Below are 17,629 nucleotides of genomic sequence, written 5' to 3'. Positions count from 1 at the left end.
CGTGGAGCAAGAGGATCGCGATCGGGAGAGGCTGGCGGGCATCGATGCGGGCGCCGTCGAGCGGGCGCTGGCGGCGCCGTTCTTCGGACGGCCGTTTCCGCCGGCGATCGAGGCGCTGCTTGAGGCCCGAAACCGAGCACTACCGGACCCGGCAGCTGCTCGGCGCCGGCCTGATCGGCATCGCCATCTACCTCACCTATCTGTGGGTGGACTGGGGGCTGACGCCGGATGTTCTGCACATCGCGTTCGCCGTGCGTCTGGTGGTCATGCTGCCGCTCGGGCTCGGGCTCTGCCTCGTGCTGCTGACGGCGCCGCCCCCCTGGCTGCGCGAGACAGTGGCCGCCGCCCTGCCGGTGCTGGCGACGCTGTCGACGCTGATCGTGGTGCTGGCCAGCGAGGCGCCGCTGCGCACGGTGCATCTGCATTCGATCGTCGTCGCCCTGCTCTACCTGGCCGTGGTGCAGCGGCTGCGCTTCTACTATGCCGTCGCCGCCGGCCTCCTGATCTTTGCCCTCTACGGCGTCGCCATGCTGTTTCTCGGTGACGTCGACCTGCACGATCCGGCCGTCGAGACGGTGCTGATCGGCCTGGCGCTGGTACTGTCGCTGTTCGCCACGTTCGAGCTGGAGCGCGAATGGCGCCGCGGCTACCTGCTGAACGTCACGCTGCGCCTGCGCGGGCGAACGCTCGAGGCGGCCAGCCTGCACGACCCGCTGACCGGGCTCGAGAACCGCCGGGCGCTGGACATCGCGCTGTCCGACATCGTCGCCGCCGGCCGCGCCGAGAGCGTGGGTCTCGTCTTGTTCGACATCGATCTGTTCAAGACCTACAACGACACGCTCGGCCACCAGGCCGGCGACGAATGCCTGAAGTGCATTGCCGACGTTGCCCTGCTCAATGCCCGCGGCCCGGATCGCGTGTTCCGCTATGGCGGGGAGGAGTTCCTGCTGCTGCTCCGGCGGACGGGCCTCGCCGACACGCTGCTCGTCGCCGAGCGGCTGCGGCGCGCGGTGGAGGCCAGCCGCCTCGTCCATCCGGATCGCGAGGGCGGCGTGGTCACCGCGAGCTTCGGCGCCGCCTCGGGCCAGCTCGGATCGAGCGAGGATGCGGCCGACCTGCTGCTCGCCGCCGACCAGGCGCTGTACCAGGCCAAGCACGCCGGCCGCAACCGCGTCTGGCCGCCGCCGCCCGAGGCGGTGATGCGGCTCGCCGGCTGGGACCGCCCCAGTCTCACCGCCGGCTGAACGGTCAGCGCGCGAAGGCCATGAACGGGTTGTCGACGGTCAGCTGCCGGAGCGTCGCCTCCGGCACGCCGCGCGCGGCGAGCAGCGGCAGCATCACGTCGCTGAGATGGGTGTAGGGGCGCGGCACCCCGCCGCCCGGCCGGGCCGGGTCGTACCAGCCCAGATCGTGGCTGATCAGCAGCTGTCCGGCGAGCCCGGCGTCGAGCGCCCGCAGGATCAGGCCCGCCACCTCGTCGTCCGGCGCCCGACCGACGTGGTCGTATTCGATGAAGGCGCCGCGTGCCGCTACAGCGACGTTGAGCCCGAAATCCTTCTCCTCCTGGGTGTGGATGGAGATGAAGCGGTCGGCCCGGCCGCCCTCGGCCTCGATGATGTCGAGCTGGTCCATCACCACCCGGCCCCTGATGGTGTGACTGCCGATCACCGCCCCGGTCGCCGCCGAGGCGCGGGCGGCGGCCCTGAGGATCCGGGCTTCGAGCGGGGTGATGCCGTCGTCGCCGGCGCTGAGCTTGATCCAGGCGGCCCTGACCCCGGTGTCGCCGACCCCAACGGTCAGCTCGCGCCGCATCCAGGCCTCGAGTTCGGCCTCGCTCGCGCCCCTGACCCATTCGGGGATCCAGGGTTCGCGATAATTGCCGGTCGCCACGACGATGGGCAGCCCGGTCGCCCGGCTGACGGCGAGGTCGATGTCGACCCGAAGGCCGACGCCGCCGGTCGAACACTCGACCAGCGCGGTGACGCCCTGTGCCTTGATCGCCGCGATCTGCGGCCCCATCAGCCGGATCACGTCGGCGGGGTCGGCCTCGGCATAGCCCGGCTGGTCGGGGGTCCTCAGGTCGACGAAGACGTGCTCGTGCGGCAGGATCATGCCCAGTTCGTCGGCCCGCCGGGGGCCGAGCGTGGTGTGGAGCAGTGTCATTGCGGTCTCCTCGGGGAACGAGCTTCCCCGAGACGACGCGCGATGTAAACCGTCAATACCAGGACTTGAGACCGAGCAGCTTTTCGCCCAGTTCGGTCAGCTTCGCGGTGCTGGCATTGTGCTTTTCCCACTCGCGCGGGTCGCCGGGGAAGGCGTCGCGCTTGGGGTGGTCGAGCTCGCGCCACAGCCGGATGCGCTCGGCCCGGTCGGCCTCGTCGTCCTCGTTCTCGGGATACATCGAGATATACTGCGCCATGCGCACCCGGTTGCCCGAATGGTTGGGGCGCACGCCGTGGGCGAGCAGGGTGTTGAAGATCATCAGGTCGCCCGGTTCCATCTCGATATTGGTGATGGTGAAGCCGGACCAGTCCGGGTGCATCGGGTCGCGGTCGGCCGGCTGGGTCTTCACCCAGCGCTCGAAGTCGTAGAACAGCTCGGGAATGCACTGGAAGCCGCCGATATCGCCGTCCTGCCGGACGAGGCTCAGGACGCCCTGGACGCCGATCGGCAGGGGGTCGAGCGAAGTGTCGCTGTCCCAGTGGATGAAGCCGTTCTGGTTGGGCCCGGGCACCTGCTTGGGCGGATTGAGGTTGGCCCGGTCGATCGACACCCACAGCTCCTCGATATCCCAGATGTCGACGAAGGCGTCGTAGATGCGCGGGAACTGCCGGTTGTCCCAGAGCAGCTGGTGATTGTAGATCTCCACCATGCCGGTGCCGTTCAGCTCCTTCATGATGTGGTCGCGGCGCTGCGGCGTGTACCAGGTCGAGGGGTCGGCCGGGTCCTTCTCCTCAAACGCCCAGAGCAAGGCCTTCAAGCGCTCGACATTTTCCGCAGGCACGGCATTGCGCACGATCACATAGCCCTTCTCCTGCCAGTGGCGGAAATCCGCCTCCGACAGCACCCTGAGCGGCAGCGTCTTCCGAATGTCCTTGAGCTGCGTGGTCAGCTTCTGCGTGGTGGGGTGCGAATCCCGCTTGATTCCCTGCGCCATGCCCTGCGGGGCCATACCCTGAGCCATAGACACCGAATGCCTCCATTGGTTCCTCCCCCCTCGGGGGTGTCGTGCGATGGGGAGAGCGTAGCGGAGCCGAGGTGCGACAAGTTGTCATTGCCGCGCCAGTTCTGATACTATTCTGGCGCCCAATGGAGGGTTCCGGCACCATGAGGCCGCTTCTCGAGAAGGTACGCCCCGCCGACGGGGCCTCGTGGGCCTGGCTCGACCGGCGCCTCGACGACGCCATACCGTTTCAGTGGCACCACCACCCCGAATTCGAGCTGACGCTGACGCTCAACTCGGTCGGGCAGCGCTTCGTCGGCGACCACATCGGCGACTACGCCGATGGCGACCTGGTGCTGGTCGGGCCCAATCTGCCGCATACCTGGGCCAGCCGCGACAAGCTGAGCGCCGGGGCGCCGCACGAGGCCAAGGTGATGTGGTTCCATCCCGACTGGGTGAGGGGCCTTGCTGCTCTCCTCGCCGAGATGCGGCCGGTGGCGGACCTGCTGGCCCGCGCCGGCCGCGGGCTGGCCTTTTCCGCCGGCGCGGCGCAACGGGCGCGGGCTCCGATCGCGGCGCTGTTCGCGCGCGCGCCGGGCGACCGCCTGGCGATGCTGATCGACATCCTGCGCCTGCTCGCCGAGGATCGCGACGCCGTCGCGCTCGCCAGCCCCGCTGCCGCGCTGCCGATGGCGGGGGCCGACCGGACCCGCATCGACCGCGTGCTCGACCACATCCACACCCACTATGCCGAGGGGCTGTCGATCGCCGAACTCGCCGATATCGCGGCGCTGTCGCCGTCCGGCCTGCACCGGCTGTTCGCGCGCGAGGTCGGCTCGAGCGTTTCGGACTACGTGACGCGGCTCAGGATCGGCGAGGCCTGCGCGCTGCTCTCCTCGGGTGCGCGGCCGATCGCGCATGTCGCCTCCGATGTCGGCTACGACTCGCTGGCCAATTTCAACCGCCAGTTCAGGGCCCTCAAGCAGATGACACCCCGCCAGTACCGGCAGCGCTTCGAGCCCACGCGATGAGCGTCGCGACCCGCATCCTGCGCAAGCTGGCGCAGAACAACCGGCTGGCCAACCGGCGGCTGGGCGCGGCCTGCCTGCAGCTCGGGCCGGGCGAGTTCGAGGCGGTGCGCACCAGCTTCTTCCCCTCGCTTCGGGCGACGCTCAACCACATCCTCACCGTCGACTGGTTCTATGTCGACGCCCTCGAGGGTGGCACGCTCGGGCCGGCGGCCTGGGACCCGGAGGAGCCGTTCGACGCCGTGGCGCCGCTGGTGGCCGCCCAGGCGGCAGTGGACGAGCGGCTGCTGGCCTTCGTTGCCGGGCTGACCGAGGCGCGCCTCGCGGCGGAAACGCGGGTGCACCGCACCGACCGCATCCAGGTGGAACGCACCGACGACCTGCTGCTGCACCTGTTCATGCACCAGACCCATCATCGCGGCCAGGTGCACGCCATGCTGTCGGGCACTTCGGTGCCCCCGCCGCAGCTCGACGAGTTCATCACCGGCGGTATCGGCGACCGGGAGGCGCGGATCGCCGACCTCGCGGCGCTGGGCTGGAGCGAAGCGGGGCTGATGCGATGAGCGGGGCGCGCAATGGCACGCTGGTGCAGTGGAACGACGAACGCGGCTTCGGTTTCATTCGCGCCGACGACGGCGAGCGCTTCTTCGTCCACATCTCCGATATCGGCCGCATCGCCACGCGGCCGCGGGTCGGCGACGCGGTGCGGTTCGCCGGCCGGCCTGGCCGCGACGGGCGTGCGGTGGCCGGCCAGGTGGTGATTCTCGGCGCCAACCCGGTGAACCCGTCGGCGGCACGGCGCGGTGCGCCGCCGCCGAAGGCCGGGCTGCGCGACTATCTCCGCTTCGGCGCGGTGGGGGTGATCGGGCTGCTGCTGCTCGCCGCCCTCGGCCTCGATCGGGCGCCGCCCTGGCTGGCCGGGGTCTATCTCGGGCTGGGGCTGCTCAGTGGCCTCGCCTATGTCGCCGACAAACGGGCGGCCGAGGCCGGGCGCTGGCGGGTGTCGGAGCTGAGGCTGCACGTCACCGACCTTTTCGGCGGCATTGCCGGCGGGCTGCTGGCGCAGCAGCTGCTGCGGCACAAGACCGCCAAGACCAGCTTCGCGATCGCCACCGCCGCCATCTGGCTGCTGCATGCGGGGCTGCTGGCGAGCCTGCTGCTGGGCGCCGTCCGGTTCGGCTGAGGATGGCAGGCCGGAGCACGGTCTCTGCCATTGACTTTGGCGCAGCAGGTTCGTTACTGAGGTTACCACTTAAGTATGGAGGTCGGCATGGACATTACCGCATCCGGCCGCGATCAGCGCTTCGACCTCGTCTCGAGCCGGCTGCTCGACGCGCCGCCCGAGCGGGTGTTCGGCAGCTTCGCCGATCCCGCCACGCTGGCGAGATGGTGGGGACCCAGGGGGTTCTCCGACACGATCGAGGCGTTCGAGTTCCGCGTCGGCGGGACCTGGCGGCATGTGCTGCACGGGCCCGACGGCGTGGACTACCCGAACCTCGCCACGTTCACCGCCATCGAAGCGCCGCACCTCGTCGCCTTCAACCACAATTCCGGCAAGCAGTTCACGCTGCGGTTCCTGCCGGCGGCCGGTGGCAGGACGCTGTTCTCGCTGGCGATGAGCTTCGAGAGCGCCGAGGCGCGCGAGGCGATCCGGGCGGTGATCGAGGCGGCCAACGAGGAAAACATGGACCGCCTCGCGGCCAGTCTGGGCGCCTGACGGCGAATCACTCCGTCGCCTTGTCGAGGCTGGCGCGCAGCCTCACAAGGCCGTGCCGCAAGCCGTCGAGTTCCGCTCCGTCGCAGGCCGAGGCATCGAGGATGCGGGCGGGAAAGCCCTGGGCGACCGACTTCAGCTGCGCCCCGGCGGCCGTGAGGCTCACCACCAGCTGGCGTTCGTCGCGTGCATCGCGGCGGCGGCTGACGCAGCCGAGTTTCTCGAGCCGTTTCAGCACAGGGGTGAGGGTGCCGGAATCGAGCCGCAGGCGCTCGCCGATGGCGCCGACGCTCAGCCCGTCGGCCTCCCACAGCACCAGCATCACCAGGTATTGCGGGTAGGTGAGGCCCAGCCGGCCGAGCAGCGGCCTGTAGAAGCGGGTGAAGGCATGCGCCGCCGAATAGACGGCGAAGCACAGCTGCTCGTCGAGTCGCAGATCCTTGGCCGGTTGCGGGGGCGTTTCGGTCATGATGATTTGAATATCGCACAATTGAATTGCGCACAATCGAAACCTTCGCTAAGGGAGCGGCGTTGTCCGCTTGTCCACCCTGTCGCAGAGGATCGTCATCATGCAGATCAAGTACACCGCCCACGGCACCGCCTATCACGGGGGCCGCGGCGGCGGCACCGCCGCCACCGACGACGGCAAGGTCTCGGTGAAGCTGTCCGTCCCCAAGGCCATGGGCGGCGACGACGGCCCCGGCACCAATCCCGAGCAGCTGTTCGCGGTGGGCTACTCGGCCTGCTATCTGGGCGCCATGCGCGCCGCCGCCGGGCGGCTGAAGCTCAAGCTGTCGGAGGATACCACCGTCGAGGCGGCGATCAGCTTTGCCGACCGCGAGGACAATGTCGGCTTCACCATCGTCGCCAGGCTCACCGCCCATGCGCCGGGGCTCGAGACGGCCGATGTCGAGCGGGTGATGGCGCTGGCGCACGATATCTGCCCCTACTCGGACCTGATCCGCAAGGCGCACACCGTCGAGCTGGTCGCCGGCTGACCGTCCGCCTCAGGGCTCGCGACCCCAGCCGGGGTTGCGCTCGGCCCACGCCTTGCGCCAGGCGCGATCGAGCTCGGCCCGCCGCCGGCCATAGCGCCGGTCGGTGGGCAGCAGCGAAACCACCCGGTCGGTGCGGAAATGGCGGAAATCCGCCCTGAGGCAGCACCAGGCGGCGAAGATCTGCTTGCCCTCGAAATAGGCGAGCTGCACCGGCCAGACCTCGCGCTCCGAGCTCTGGCCGGCATCGTCGGTATAGACCAGCGCCAGCGCCCGCTCCTCGCGCATGGCGGCGCGCAACAGCCCGAGCACGGGTCGCGGCTCGGCCGCACCGCGCATCAGCACCGGCCACAGCCCGGTATCGCCGATGCGGTCCCGCAGGTCCTCGGGCGAGGCATTGGCGATCTTGCCGAGGGCGTTGCGGGCCGCGTCGGCCAGCCCGGCATCGGGCTGCGCCTCGACCCAGCGCGCGCCCAGCACCAGCGCCTCGAGCTCCTCGGCCGAGAACATCAGCGGCGGCAGGAAGAAGCCGGCACGCAGGACATAGCCGATCCCGGCTTCGCCATCGATCGGGGCGCCGAGCCCGATCAGGGTCTGCACGTCGCGATAGAGGGTGCGCACCGAAACCCCCTGCTCGGCCGCCAACGCGGCCGCGGTGACCGGGCGGCGGTGACGGCGCAGGGCGTCCATCACGGCAAACAGGCGCTGTGTCTTGTCCATGTCACCCCCACGGGGTACGGGCCGCTCCCGGCAGGGGCCGGCGACGGCCGTGCAGGCGTGCGCGGCATCAGACCTGCTGCACGGCCTCGACGCCGGGGACGAAGTGACGGAGCAGGTTCTCGATGCCGCTCTTCAGCGTCGCCGTCGAGGACGGGCAGCCCGAGCAGGCGCCCTGCATGTGCAGGTACACCGTGCCGTCCCTGAAGCCCCTGAAGGTGATGTCGCCGCCATCCATCGCGACCGCCGGGCGGACGCGCGTCGACAGCAGCTCCTTGATCACCTCGACCGTCTCGCTGTCGGTCTCGTCGAAGAACTCCTCGCCCGTCTCGGCGTCCGCGGCGCCTTCGGCCAGCACCGGCCTGCCGGAGAGGAAGTGCTCCATGATCACGCCGAGAATGGCCGGCTTGATGTGGCTCCACTCCGCCGTATCCTTGGTGACCGAGATGAAGTCGGAGCCGAGGAACACGCCCTCGACGCCCGGCACCTCGAACAGCGCGCTGACCAGTGGCGAGGCCTCGGCGCTCTGGGGGTTGCGGAAATCGCGCGGCTCGCCGGCCAGCACATCGCGCCCGGGCAGGAACTTCAGCGTCGCGGGATTGGGCGTGGCTTCGGTCTGGATGAACATCTTCAGGCCCCAGAGCTTGCAGTTAGAATGGTTCTAAATAGGGTTTCGGCGCCGCTTAGGCAAGGACTTCCGGCGATCCGCCGCGCCGTTCAGGTGACGGCGACGATCTGCTCGTCGGTCATGGTGCCGGGGATGATGGTGACGATCACCGGCAGGGCGGCATTGCCGGCGCGGGCGGCAAAATCGGTGACCAGCGGCCCCGGTCCGTCCTTGGAGTTGGCGGCCGCCAGCACCAGGATGGCGATCGCCGGGTCGGCGGCGATCACCCTGCCGATCTCGGTGACGAGGTCGCCCTCGCGAATCACCGTCTCGGTGCGGATGTCGCCGATCTGGGCGATGCGGGCGCGCCGCGCATCGATCAGCCGCTCCGCCGCCTCGCGGGCCTCGGCGCGCATCACCTCCTCGACCCCGAGGAACTGCGCGAAGTCCTGCGTCTCGATGACCGAGAGCAGCACCACGGTGCCGCCCGTCCGCCTGACGCGGTGGGCCGCAAAGCTGACGGCGCGGTCGGCCTCCTTGCTGTCGTCGATGACGACGAGGAACTTGCGCTTGTAGTCGTTGCCGGGTTCAGCCAAGGCGCCGCTTCCTCTCTGCCGATGCCGCCCATTGTCCCAAATGGCGGGCGCGGCGTCCAGTCAGCGGACGAAGCCGACGATGCGGCGCACGTCGTCCATGATCGGCTGCGCGATGGCGCGAGCCCGGTCGGCCCCGTCGCCGAGGATCCGGTCCATCTCGGCGCGGTCGGCGACGAGGCGCTGCATCTCGGTGGCGATCGGGGCCAGCACGGCGACGGCGAGGTCGGCCAGCGCCGGCTTGAAGCGGCCCCAGCCGGACCCGCCGAATTCGGCGAGCACGGCATCCACCGAGCGATCGGAGAGCGCGGCGTAGATGGCGACGAGATTGGCGGCCTCGGCACGGCCCTCGAGCCCCTGGGCCTCGGAGGGCAGCGGCTCGGGGTCGGTGGTGGCCTTCTTGATCTTCTTCGCAATCGTGTCGGCATCGTCCATCATGTAGATGGTCGACATGTCCGAGGCGTCGGACTTCGACATCTTCTTCTTGCCGTCCCTCAGGCTCATCACCCGCGTGGCGGGGCCGGTGACCATCGACTCGGTCAGCGGGAAGAATTCCTCGTCGAGCCCCAGGCCTTTGATCTGCTTTCTGAAATCGTGGTTGAACTTCTTGGCGATGTCGCGCGTCAGCTCGAGGTGCTGGCGCTGGTCCTCGCCCACCGGCACGCCGGTGGCCTTGTAGAGCAGGATGTCGGCTGCCATCAGCGAGGGATAGGCGAACAGGCCCAGCGACACGGCCTCGGAATTCTCCCCGCCCTCGCTACCCGCCTTGTCCTTGAACTGGGTCATGCGCGCCATCCAGCCGACGCGCGCCACGCAGTTGAAGATCCAGCCCAGTTCGGCGTGCTCGACCACCTGGGACTGGTTGAAGATGATCGACCGCTTCGGATCGAGGCCCGCGGCGATGTAGGCGGCGGCGATCTCGTAGGTCCAGCGCCTGAGGTCCTCGGGCTCCTGCCAGACGGTGATCGCGTGCATGTCGACCACGCAGTAGATGGTCTCGTGGGTCTGCTGCAGGGGGACGAATCGCCGGATGGCACCGAGGTAGTTGCCGAGGTGCAGGTCGCCCGAGGGCTTGATGCCGGAAAAGACGCGCGGAGTGAAGGGCATGGCGAACCTAGGAGGTCAGAGAAGGCGGTGACTGCCTCTACCCCCCTCCCAACCTCCCCCGCAAGGGGGGAGGTGCCGCGCCGCGCCTCGGGCGACGGCGGCGAAACAGGCGCGATCGGCACCCTCCCCCTCGCGGGGAGGGCTGGGGAGGGGGGAGCGACAGGCCGGGAACCTATGACTTTGTGCGCCTGAGCCGCCGCAGCAGCGCACCGAGCCGCTGCACGCCGCTCAGGTGGACGAGGGCGAAATAGGCGCCGGCGCCGAGGACACACAGCGCCGCCAGCGCCAGCGCCTGGACGGGGAAGTTGTAGCCCGGATCGAAGACCGGCCCGAGCAGCACGACGGCGCCCCACAGCCCGAGCCCCATGAGCAGCGTCAGCAGCGCGATCAGGCCCTGTTGCCGCCACTCCGGCGCCGTCAGGGTGAAATGGCCCCGGCGGGCGAGGAAGATCGCCAGCAGCAGCACGTTCACCCAGGCGGCGGCGGAGGTTGCGAGCGCGATGCCGACATGCCTGAGACTGGCGAACAGGGCGAGCGACAGCCCGATATTGACCAGCAGCGAGATGGCGGCAAAAATTGTCGGGGTGGTGGTGTCCTGGCGCGAGAAGAAGCCGGGCTGCAGCACCCGGATGAGGACGAAGGCCGGCACGCCGACGGCGAAGCCGACCAGCGCCTCGGAGACCGAGACGCTGTCGTCCGGCCCGAAGGCACCCCGCTCGAACAGCACGCGGACCACCGGCAGCGCCAGCGCGATCAGCGCTCCGGCGGCCGGCATGGTCAGCAGCATGGACAGGAACAGCGACTGGCTCTGGCTCTGCCGGGCCTCGTCGGCGCGGCCGGCGCCGATGTGGCGGCTGAGTTCGGGCAGCAGCACCGTGCCGATGGCGATGCCGATGATGCCGAGCGGCAGCTGGTAGAGCCGATCGGCATTGTAGATGATCGACATCACCTCGTCGGCGCCCGAGGCGATGATGGTGCCCACGAAGATGTTGATCTGGGTGATGCCGCCGGCAATGATGGCCGGCACCGCCAGCACCCAGAAGCGCCGAACCTCGGCATCGAGCCGCGGCAGCCTGAGCCGCGGCAGGAAACCGGCCCGGCGGATCGCCCACCAGACCAGCGCCAGCTGCGCGATGCCGCCTGCCATGGTGGCGACCGCCACCCAGAAGGCGGTGTCCCGGTCCTCGAGCGTCAGGAGGGCGAGGGGAATCAGCGCCGAGATGTTGACGAGGTTGAGCACCACCGGCGCGAAAGCGGCGGCAAAGAAGCGGTTGATGCTGTTGAGGATCGCCGCATAGGCCGCCATCAGCGACATGCAGGCGAGATAGGGGAACATGATGCGGGTGAGAAACACGGTGAGCTCGAACTTCGCCTGGTCGCCGACGAAGCCGGGGACGAACACCACCATGATCTGCGGCGCGAACACCTCCACCACGATCGTCACCAGGAGGATCGCGGCCACCAGCCAGCTCATGATCCGGCTGGCCAGTTCCCGCGCGCCATCGGCGCCTTCGGTTTCCAGCGCCCCGGCGAACATCGGCACGAAGGCGGTGTTGAAAGCGCCCTCGGCGAACAGCCGGCGGAACAGGTTGGGGAAGCGGAAGGCGGCGTTGAACGCATCCGACACCGGCGAGATGCCGAGCACCGCCGCCATCAGCGCATCGCGCACGAAGCCGAACAGCCGGCTGAGCAGGGTCAGGCCGCCGACCGAGAGGAAATTGCGGTAAAGGCTCATCCCAGCTGCCGCGCCGCCAGTTCCAGCACGGCCGTGAAGGCCCGCATGTCGGTCAGCTCCGCGCCGGGCGGGGCGTCGCCGACGACGACGTGGCCGCCGCGGTTCAGCACCCCGCCATGCAGCATCAGGTTGTCGATGAAGCCCATGTCCTCGATCATCATGCCGTCCGGCCCGCGCGGATGGCCGTTCGCGTCGACCGAGTGGACACCCTTGAAATGCGCCTTGGTGCGGGTGCCGTGGTCGGCCCGCACATTGGTGTAGGCGAAGGCGGCCTTGCCCTGCGCACACATGTAGCCGAGCTCGAAGCAGGTGCCGGTATCGGCGGCGATGCCGCGGAACGGGGTGAGGTTGGCGATGATCGCGTCGGCCGAGTTCATCAGCTTCTCGTCGATGGCGCTGATGGCGAGCCCCAGTTCCCATTTGCTGGCCGTCTTGGGGAACTCGAGGTCGCCGGGAGACACCGGAACGAGGCCCGCCGCGCGGGTCAGCGCGATCTTTCGGTCGAGGATCTCGCGGGCATTCTCGAGAAACACCTCGGGTCCGGCAAGGTAGACGGCTTTGGGCATGTTCACTCCGCATGGCCCGCGACGCCGCCGGGCCCTCCAGGGTCGGGCAGCCCCTCTACTAAGCGGTTCGGCCGCCCGGGCGCAATGCACCACCTGCGCCGTGGCGGGGCGGCCGCCGCGGCCGACCGCTAGACGAGGCCGAGCGCCGCGTCGCTCGCCGACGGGCCGTATTTTTCGGCCGGCGGCCACGGTCGGGTCCGCCAGTGCGGCTCGAACACAAAGCTCGACCGCTGGCGCCCCGGCAGCAGCGCGCCGTTCCCCGCGCCCAGGGCGTAATCGTAGTACATCTTGATCACCTGTTCCCGCGAGGTCTGCTGGGCGGCGGGATGGGCGAGGCACGCCTGCCGCCAGCGCCGCACCCTGTCATAGTTCGGCCCGGCGGGCAGCTCGAAGCCCTCGTAGTACTCGAGGAACCAGAAGCGCATGAAGATCGGGGTGAACACCGCCTCGGCGAGGCCGAACGCACCGAACAGGAAGTCCCCCTCGGGACTGTGCGCGAGGAGGACGTCGTCGATCTGGGCGAACGCCCCGAGAAGGGCATCGAGCAGCGGCTGCCGCTGGCCGCGGTCCTGGTTCATCACCAGCCGGTAGCCGGCCGTGACGAGCGGCCCTTCCTTGGCGATCAGCATCTGCTCGACCGCATGCTCGAAGGGGTCCGGGCGGCGCTGCACCGGGCCGGGGACCGTCTCGTCGAGATAGTCGAGAATCACCAGGCTCTCCTTGAGGACGCGTCCGTCGGGGAGTTCCATGACGGGCAGCGCCGTGGTGCCCCGCGTCCTTGCGAGCAGCCCGGGATCGCGTGGCCTCGTGATGTCCACGACGCGGAACTCCACGGCATTCGGCTGTCCCTTCAGCGCCAGCAGGATTTCGAGCCGCTGGCAGAACGGGCAGACGGGAATGTGGTGGACGATCGGCTTGTGCACGGGCGTTTCTCGAATACGGGGAGGTGACGTCGGGCCACCCCGCTTCCGGGGCCGGCGGCCACGCCTAGCCCAGCCCGACGCGCTCCGGCAAGTGTTCCGGCAATGGCTCCGGCGAGTGCTCCAGCCGCCAGGGCACGGGCACGCCCCGCATCGTCACCGTGTCGATGTCGACGGTACCGCCGGCGACGGACAGCGTCATCCGGGTGCCGTCGAACCGGGCGGTCCCCCAGCCATGGCCGGACGACCAGAACAGCGGCGCCGCGGCGTCGCCGACCGGATCGAAGGCGAAGCGGCGGTCGACCTGGTCGGCGCGGAAGCCGCTCCAGGCGCCGACCAGCTGCCAGGCCGACATCGAGCGCGCGTAGTAGGAGCCGCATTCGATCTCGCTGAACGGGTTGCGCCGCGCGCCATCGTAGCGCCGGCGCACGGCGCGCAGGATGGAGAGTCCCTCCTCGACGAGGCCGTGCATGATCATGTGCGACGCCGAGGCATACTCGATTCCCGTCCAGGTCTCCTGCGCATAGGGGGCCGGAACCACCGGCTGGCGCACCCCCTCGGGGTAGGTGGCGATCAGCAGCCCGCCTTCGTCCTCGTAGGAGAACACGCGGCAGGGGTTCGCCCAGGCCTCGAGCCGCTCGGCGAAATTGCTGGCGTGCACCGATCGCAGCGCGCTGCGGACCTTGCCGGCGTCGAGGAACAGGCCGAGGCCGGCCACTTCGGCCTGCCACTGCCCGAGGATCTGGTCGGCGATGCAGCCCCCGCCGAACTGGTACTTGATTTCGCCATGCTCGGCCGACCAGTAGGCGTCGAGGACGGACTCCGCCAGCACGCCGGCCGAGCGGCTGGTGTCGAACGCCTCGAGCAGGCCGCGATCGCCCAGGTCGATCGCCTGGTGGTAGTAGGCGCCGTTGAACAGCCTTGTATCGATGAAGTCGGCGCCGCGGCGGGCCAGCGCGGCGCATTCGGCGGCGAATTCCGGCTCGCCGAGCGTTTCGGCCATGCGGCCGGCAGCGAGCAGCGCCGCCACGTAGAAGGTGCTGAGCCAGGAGTTCGGACCGAACAGCTCCATGTCGAGCGTCTGGTGCTGCCGCCCCCACAGGATGCCGGTGCGGCCGGGGTCCCAGCGATCGGGGTTCGCGTCGCTCCAGGCGTATTCCATCGCCCGCCGGATGCCCGGCCACAGGCCGCGCAGCCACTCCGTGTCGCCCGACAGCCGCCAGTCGCGGTAGGTCTTGATCACCGCGCCGAAATGGCCGTCGGCGCAGGGTCCGATCACGTCGTGGCCCGATCCCAGCGGCAGCTTCTGGCGGAAGGTCAACCCGCCGTCCGGCAGCTGGTTGTAGCGCCACTCCGTATCCCGCAGCGATCGCTCGAGCGCCGGGAACAGCTGGCTGAGCGCCTGCTGGTAGTTCCACACATGCGTGCACGACCCCTCGCACGAGCCCGCCGAGCGGTGCTGCCCTTCCCAGGCCCAGAGCTCGCCGCCTTCGAGCCGGATCACCGTGGCGGTCCGCAGCACGGCCAGCGTCGCGGTCGCTGCGTCGACCAGCGGCGCCGGCAGCGCCGAGCCGAACACGGCATCGCGGAACTGCAGCGTCTGCCGGCTCAGGGTGTCGAAGCGCCGCAGGGCGTCCCGCGCGCTGGCCAGCGAATCCGCCCATTGCGTGGCGTAGTAGTTGGTCCAGCTCGGCGTCGCGCCGGGCGGATTGGGGCTGTCCGGCTTGTCGCGATGCGCCCAGGCGATGTCGCCCCGCGGAAAGCTCCACGAGATCACGAAGCGCACGGTCCTGCGTTCGCCGGCAGCGAGGGTGAGTCGCGCCGCGAGCGTGGCGTGCTCGGGCAGCCGCCCCATGTGACGCGTGGCGCGCGGCGCCACGTAGCGCCGCTCCGGCAATGGGCCGGGCGCGGCGAAATCCTTCCAGAACACGGTGAGGTCGTCGAACCACTGGCCGCGATAGTGGTGGTCCTGATGCTCGATCTCGCCGGCATCGGTGGCGATGGTCAGGTCGCCCCGGTCGACCTCGGCGATATCGGGGTCGTCGCCGGTCAGCGTGATGGACGAGACGCCGTCATGCGCGACGAACCGGTGCCGCCCCGAGTTCGTGCCGTGGTTGCCCAGCGTGCCGGCCAGCGTGTAGGTGATCGGCGCGGCCGTGGTGTTGACCAGCTCGAAAGCGAACATGGCGACCGGCATCGAGCTGTCGCGGTCCCGGTGCGGAATGAACGGCGACAGCGCCGTCAGCCGCACCGCGCCGGGAAAGCGCGGATCGGCGAACACCAGGTCGGCCGCGGGGAAGCGCCCGTAGAACCGCGCCTCGCGAAAGTGCGGCAGGCCGGCCAGCGACTGTCGCATGGCGCCATGCCCGAACCCGTCGAAGGCGGGCCGCATGCCGTCGCCACCGGCGGGGACATCGTCATAGGGTCCGTTGAGCACCCGGGCATCGAGCAGCCGGCCGTCCTGCACGGCCTTGATGGCGAAGTGGGTGTAGCCGTTATAGGTGCCCAGGGCCGGCCGGTTGCGGATCGACCAGTCCACCAGCCGGCCCGATCCGGAGATGGCGAGGCCCCCCGAGCCGATGCCGCCCAGCGGAAACCGCACGTATTTCGAGCGCTCGCCCAGATAGGCGAAGTGCGGATCGACTGCCGTCAGGTCGTCCCACATCGGGTTCAGTCCGCCAGCTCGAGGGCGGAGTAGGTCTCGCCGCCGGCCATCAGGTCCAGCACTTCGCCGCGCGATTTCTCGCCCTTGCGGAAGCGGGCCAGCACCCGCCCCTGCATGAGGACCGAAAAGCTGTCGCCCACTGCCATGGCATGGGTGGCGTTGTGCGTGATGAACACCAGCGCCACGCCCTTGGCCCGGGCGCGCTTGATCTGGTCGATGACGATCGCCGCCTCCTTGACGCCGAGGGCGGCCGTGGGCTCGTCGAGGATGAGCAGCCGCGCCCCGAAATGCAGCGCGCGCGCGATCGCCAGCGCCTGCCGTTCGCCTCCCGACATGGTGCCGACCAGCTGGTCGGCGTCGGTGACGCGGGTGATGCCCATCTCGGCGATCTGCTCGAGTGCGACGCGCCGCGCCGTGGCGTGGTCGAGCCTGCGGAACGGTCCCCAGCCCCTGGTCGGCTCGTTGCCGAGGAAGAAATTGCGGGCCACCGAGATGAGCGGCACCAGTCCCACATCCTGGTGCACGGTGCCGATGCCGTAGCGCTGCGCATCGCGGGGCGACTGGAACAGCACCGGCCGGCCCTCGAAGCGGATCTCCCCGCTCGAGGCCGGGATGACGCCCGACATGATCTTGATCAGAGTCGACTTGCCGGCGCCATTGTCGCCGAGCAGGCAGTGCACCTCGCCCGCGCTCAGTTCGAGCGACACGTCGTCGAGCGCCAGGCTGTTGCCGAAGCGGCGGGAGACATGGGCGAGCGAGAGCAGTGGCGGCGTCATGTCCGGCTCCTGCCGCGGCGCAGGGCCGCCTCGCGCAGCACGTTGTTGGTCAGCACCGCGACCACCAGCAGGGCGCCGATGAAGGTGGCCAGCCAGTCGGTCGGCCAGCCCGTGTAGAACAGCCCCAGGCTGACGATGCCGTAGATCATGGTTCCGCACACGATGCCCGGCACCGAGCCGAAGCCGCCGGTGAGCAGCACGCCGCCGATCACCGCGGCGATCGCCGTCTGGAACACGTAGCCCTGCCCGGAAACGGCATTGCCCGAATTGTACGCGACCGCCTGCAGGATGCCGACGAAGGCCGCACTGACGCTGGTCCAGATGAACAGCAGGAGCTTGACCCGGCTGACCGGCACGCCGGCCCGGCGGGCGCCGTCGAGATTGCCGCCGGTGGCGAAGATCCAGTTGCCGAAGCGCGTCTGCTGCAGCACCCAGGCGGCGAGCAGCGCCGCGATCGCCCACCACAGGATGGAGATGTTGAACCCCGCCAGCTTGCCGGCGAGGACCGGCTCCAGCCAGCCGGCGTCCTTGAGCGACACGTTGCTCGAGCCGGCGATCAGCCGGCTGAGGCCGAGCGCGGAGCCGGCGAGCAGGAAATTCGAGGCCAGCGTCACGATGAAGGACGGCAGCCGCGTCGCGTTGACCAGCAGCGCATTGAAGGACCCGACGATCAGCCCCAGGATCAGCGCCACCCCGGCGGTGAGCGTAATCGGCAGCCCGTAGAAGCCGGTGCCCACCGCGACGATGATCGAGGCGGCGCCGACCACCGAGCCGGTCGACAGGTCGAACTCGCCCGAGATCATCAGCAGCCCGACCGGGATGGCGATGATGCCCAGTTCGGCGGCGGTGTTCAGCCAGCCGGCCGTGCCCGAGACCGACAGGAAGCCCTTGCTGCCGCCGGTGACGGCGAAGAAGGCGAACATCAGGAGGGCGGCCAGCAGCGGCCCGAACCAGCTCTTGCCGAGCAGGGGCCCGAGCCGGAAGGGACGTGGTGTGGCGGTCTGCGACATGGAATGGTCCGTGGGGTCGTCGGGCCGCCGGTG

At 69.7% G+C, this 17,629-nt stretch carries 19 protein-coding genes; 6 read left to right on the top strand and 13 right to left on the bottom strand.

Translation table 11 applies throughout. From position 1 onward, the window contains the following. Nucleotides 1-119 precede the first annotated feature (119 nt). A complete protein-coding gene (locus ACE3TU_RS03770) occupies nucleotides 120-1,244 on the top strand; it encodes a GGDEF domain-containing protein (protein WP_374620432.1) in 1,125 nt (374 codons plus the stop codon). A gap of 4 nt (nucleotides 1,245-1,248) precedes the next feature. On the opposite strand, the gene ACE3TU_RS03765 is transcribed toward ACE3TU_RS03770, so the two are convergent. Together ACE3TU_RS03765 and ACE3TU_RS03760 are read right to left on the bottom strand one after the other, a co-directional pair. Continuing rightward, a complete protein-coding gene (locus ACE3TU_RS03765) occupies nucleotides 1,249-2,163 on the bottom strand; it encodes a phosphotriesterase (RefSeq protein ID WP_374620429.1) in 915 nt (304 codons plus the stop codon). A gap of 52 nt (nucleotides 2,164-2,215) precedes the next feature. Continuing rightward, nucleotides 2,216-3,157, bottom strand: a complete 942-nt coding sequence (locus ACE3TU_RS03760) for a phytanoyl-CoA dioxygenase family protein (protein WP_374620434.1) — start codon at nucleotides 3,155-3,157, stop codon at nucleotides 2,216-2,218. 170 nt (nucleotides 3,158-3,327) lie between these two features. Between ACE3TU_RS03760 and ACE3TU_RS03755 the strand changes: the two genes are divergently transcribed. From ACE3TU_RS03755 to ACE3TU_RS03740, 4 genes are all read left to right on the top strand, one after another. Next, entirely contained in the window at nucleotides 3,328-4,194 is an 867-nt protein-coding gene (locus ACE3TU_RS03755) for a helix-turn-helix domain-containing protein (RefSeq protein WP_374620427.1), read from the top strand. Further along, nucleotides 4,191-4,754: a DinB family protein gene (locus ACE3TU_RS03750; RefSeq protein WP_374620425.1), complete on the top strand. Its 564-nt coding sequence runs from the start codon at nucleotides 4,191-4,193 to the stop codon at nucleotides 4,752-4,754. Before ACE3TU_RS03755 ends, ACE3TU_RS03750 begins: the two co-directional genes overlap by 4 nt. After that, nucleotides 4,751-5,374: a DUF1294 domain-containing protein gene (locus tag ACE3TU_RS03745; protein WP_374620423.1), complete on the top strand. Its 624-nt coding sequence runs from the start codon at nucleotides 4,751-4,753 to the stop codon at nucleotides 5,372-5,374. Before ACE3TU_RS03750 ends, ACE3TU_RS03745 begins: the two co-directional genes overlap by 4 nt. A gap of 87 nt (nucleotides 5,375-5,461) precedes the next feature. Further along, the gene (locus ACE3TU_RS03740; RefSeq protein WP_374620420.1) at nucleotides 5,462-5,908 is read left to right on the top strand and encodes an SRPBCC domain-containing protein; all 447 of its coding nucleotides are present in this window, start codon (nucleotides 5,462-5,464) and stop codon (nucleotides 5,906-5,908) included. A gap of 7 nt (nucleotides 5,909-5,915) precedes the next feature. Here ACE3TU_RS03740 and ACE3TU_RS03735 read toward each other — a convergent pair whose 3' ends face one another. Continuing rightward, nucleotides 5,916-6,374, bottom strand: coding sequence for a MarR family winged helix-turn-helix transcriptional regulator (locus tag ACE3TU_RS03735; protein WP_374620417.1), 459 nt, complete (start codon nucleotides 6,372-6,374; stop codon nucleotides 5,916-5,918). Between the two features lie 100 nt (nucleotides 6,375-6,474). On the opposite strand from ACE3TU_RS03735, the gene ACE3TU_RS03730 reads away from it, so the two are divergent. Continuing rightward, complete coding sequence (locus ACE3TU_RS03730) at nucleotides 6,475-6,903, top strand: Ohr family peroxiredoxin (RefSeq protein ID WP_374620414.1); 429 nt, start codon at nucleotides 6,475-6,477, stop codon at nucleotides 6,901-6,903. Nucleotides 6,904-6,912: 9 nt separating this feature from the next. Here the strand turns inward: ACE3TU_RS03730 and ACE3TU_RS03725 are convergent, their stop codons facing one another. The 10 genes from ACE3TU_RS03725 to ACE3TU_RS03680 form a co-directional block, all read right to left on the bottom strand. After that, entirely contained in the window at nucleotides 6,913-7,620 is a 708-nt protein-coding gene (locus tag ACE3TU_RS03725; protein WP_374620412.1) for a helix-turn-helix transcriptional regulator, read from the bottom strand. 67 nt (nucleotides 7,621-7,687) lie between these two features. Next, on the bottom strand, nucleotides 7,688-8,245 hold the full coding sequence (locus tag ACE3TU_RS03720) for a NifU family protein (protein ID WP_374620409.1): 558 nt from the start codon (nucleotides 8,243-8,245) through the stop codon (nucleotides 7,688-7,690). A gap of 89 nt (nucleotides 8,246-8,334) precedes the next feature. Continuing rightward, nucleotides 8,335-8,820, bottom strand: coding sequence for a universal stress protein (locus ACE3TU_RS03715; protein WP_374620406.1), 486 nt, complete (start codon nucleotides 8,818-8,820; stop codon nucleotides 8,335-8,337). A 60-nt stretch (nucleotides 8,821-8,880) separates the two neighbouring features. Continuing rightward, on the bottom strand, nucleotides 8,881-9,924 hold the full coding sequence (gene trpS, locus ACE3TU_RS03710) for a tryptophan--tRNA ligase (RefSeq protein WP_374620404.1): 1,044 nt from the start codon (nucleotides 9,922-9,924) through the stop codon (nucleotides 8,881-8,883). Between the two features lie 172 nt (nucleotides 9,925-10,096). Next, complete coding sequence (gene murJ, locus ACE3TU_RS03705) at nucleotides 10,097-11,659, bottom strand: murein biosynthesis integral membrane protein MurJ (RefSeq protein ID WP_374620401.1); 1,563 nt, start codon at nucleotides 11,657-11,659, stop codon at nucleotides 10,097-10,099. Beyond that, nucleotides 11,656-12,225, bottom strand: a complete 570-nt coding sequence (locus ACE3TU_RS03700) for a nucleoside 2-deoxyribosyltransferase (RefSeq protein ID WP_374620398.1) — start codon at nucleotides 12,223-12,225, stop codon at nucleotides 11,656-11,658. The genes murJ and ACE3TU_RS03700 overlap by 4 nt, the downstream gene beginning before the upstream one ends. Before the next feature lie 128 nt (nucleotides 12,226-12,353). Further along, a complete protein-coding gene (locus ACE3TU_RS03695; protein ID WP_374620395.1) occupies nucleotides 12,354-13,148 on the bottom strand; it encodes a glutathione S-transferase family protein in 795 nt (264 codons plus the stop codon). Nucleotides 13,149-13,212: 64 nt separating this feature from the next. After that, the gene (locus tag ACE3TU_RS03690) at nucleotides 13,213-15,810 is read right to left on the bottom strand and encodes a GH116 family glycosyl-hydrolase (RefSeq protein WP_374620392.1); all 2,598 of its coding nucleotides are present in this window, start codon (nucleotides 15,808-15,810) and stop codon (nucleotides 13,213-13,215) included. 5 nt (nucleotides 15,811-15,815) lie between these two features. Continuing rightward, nucleotides 15,816-16,586, bottom strand: coding sequence for an ATP-binding cassette domain-containing protein (locus tag ACE3TU_RS03685; RefSeq protein WP_374620389.1), 771 nt, complete (start codon nucleotides 16,584-16,586; stop codon nucleotides 15,816-15,818). Continuing rightward, nucleotides 16,583-17,596: an ABC transporter permease gene (locus tag ACE3TU_RS03680; RefSeq protein WP_374620386.1), complete on the bottom strand. Its 1,014-nt coding sequence runs from the start codon at nucleotides 17,594-17,596 to the stop codon at nucleotides 16,583-16,585. The genes ACE3TU_RS03685 and ACE3TU_RS03680 overlap by 4 nt, the downstream gene beginning before the upstream one ends. Nucleotides 17,597-17,629 lie beyond the last annotated feature (33 nt).

Source organism: Devosia sp., assembly GCF_041917035.1.
Lineage (GTDB): Bacteria > Pseudomonadota > Alphaproteobacteria > Rhizobiales > Devosiaceae > Devosia_A.
Note: the sequence above shows the minus strand (reverse complement) of the source record. Positions and strands in the feature narration are given on the sequence as shown.

What these genes read in the sequence shown, in the direction of transcription:
- ACE3TU_RS03720 (WP_374620409.1), bottom strand. Translation starts at nt 8,245, where the DNA reads ATGTTCATCCAGACCGAAGCCACGCCCAATCCCGCGACGCTGAAGTTC.
- ACE3TU_RS03700 (WP_374620398.1), bottom strand. Translation starts at nt 12,225, where the DNA reads ATGCCCAAAGCCGTCTACCTTGCCGGACCCGAGGTGTTTCTCGAGAAT.
- ACE3TU_RS03690 (WP_374620392.1), bottom strand. Translation starts at nt 15,810, where the DNA reads ATGTGGGACGACCTGACGGCAGTCGATCCGCACTTCGCCTATCTGGGC.
- ACE3TU_RS03725 (WP_374620412.1), bottom strand. Translation starts at nt 7,620, where the DNA reads ATGGACAAGACACAGCGCCTGTTTGCCGTGATGGACGCCCTGCGCCGT.
- ACE3TU_RS03765 (WP_374620429.1), bottom strand. Translation starts at nt 2,163, where the DNA reads ATGACACTGCTCCACACCACGCTCGGCCCCCGGCGGGCCGACGAACTG.
- ACE3TU_RS03730 (WP_374620414.1), top strand. Translation starts at nt 6,475, where the DNA reads ATGCAGATCAAGTACACCGCCCACGGCACCGCCTATCACGGGGGCCGC.
- ACE3TU_RS03750 (WP_374620425.1), top strand. Translation starts at nt 4,191, where the DNA reads ATGAGCGTCGCGACCCGCATCCTGCGCAAGCTGGCGCAGAACAACCGG.
- ACE3TU_RS03735 (WP_374620417.1), bottom strand. Translation starts at nt 6,374, where the DNA reads ATGACCGAAACGCCCCCGCAACCGGCCAAGGATCTGCGACTCGACGAG.
- murJ (WP_374620401.1), bottom strand. Translation starts at nt 11,659, where the DNA reads ATGAGCCTTTACCGCAATTTCCTCTCGGTCGGCGGCCTGACCCTGCTC.
- ACE3TU_RS03685 (WP_374620389.1), bottom strand. Translation starts at nt 16,586, where the DNA reads ATGACGCCGCCACTGCTCTCGCTCGCCCATGTCTCCCGCCGCTTCGGC.
- trpS (WP_374620404.1), bottom strand. Translation starts at nt 9,924, where the DNA reads ATGCCCTTCACTCCGCGCGTCTTTTCCGGCATCAAGCCCTCGGGCGAC.
- ACE3TU_RS03680 (WP_374620386.1), bottom strand. Translation starts at nt 17,596, where the DNA reads ATGTCGCAGACCGCCACACCACGTCCCTTCCGGCTCGGGCCCCTGCTC.
- ACE3TU_RS03745 (WP_374620423.1), top strand. Translation starts at nt 4,751, where the DNA reads ATGAGCGGGGCGCGCAATGGCACGCTGGTGCAGTGGAACGACGAACGC.
- ACE3TU_RS03755 (WP_374620427.1), top strand. Translation starts at nt 3,328, where the DNA reads ATGAGGCCGCTTCTCGAGAAGGTACGCCCCGCCGACGGGGCCTCGTGG.
- ACE3TU_RS03740 (WP_374620420.1), top strand. Translation starts at nt 5,462, where the DNA reads ATGGACATTACCGCATCCGGCCGCGATCAGCGCTTCGACCTCGTCTCG.
- ACE3TU_RS03760 (WP_374620434.1), bottom strand. Translation starts at nt 3,157, where the DNA reads ATGGCGCAGGGAATCAAGCGGGATTCGCACCCCACCACGCAGAAGCTG.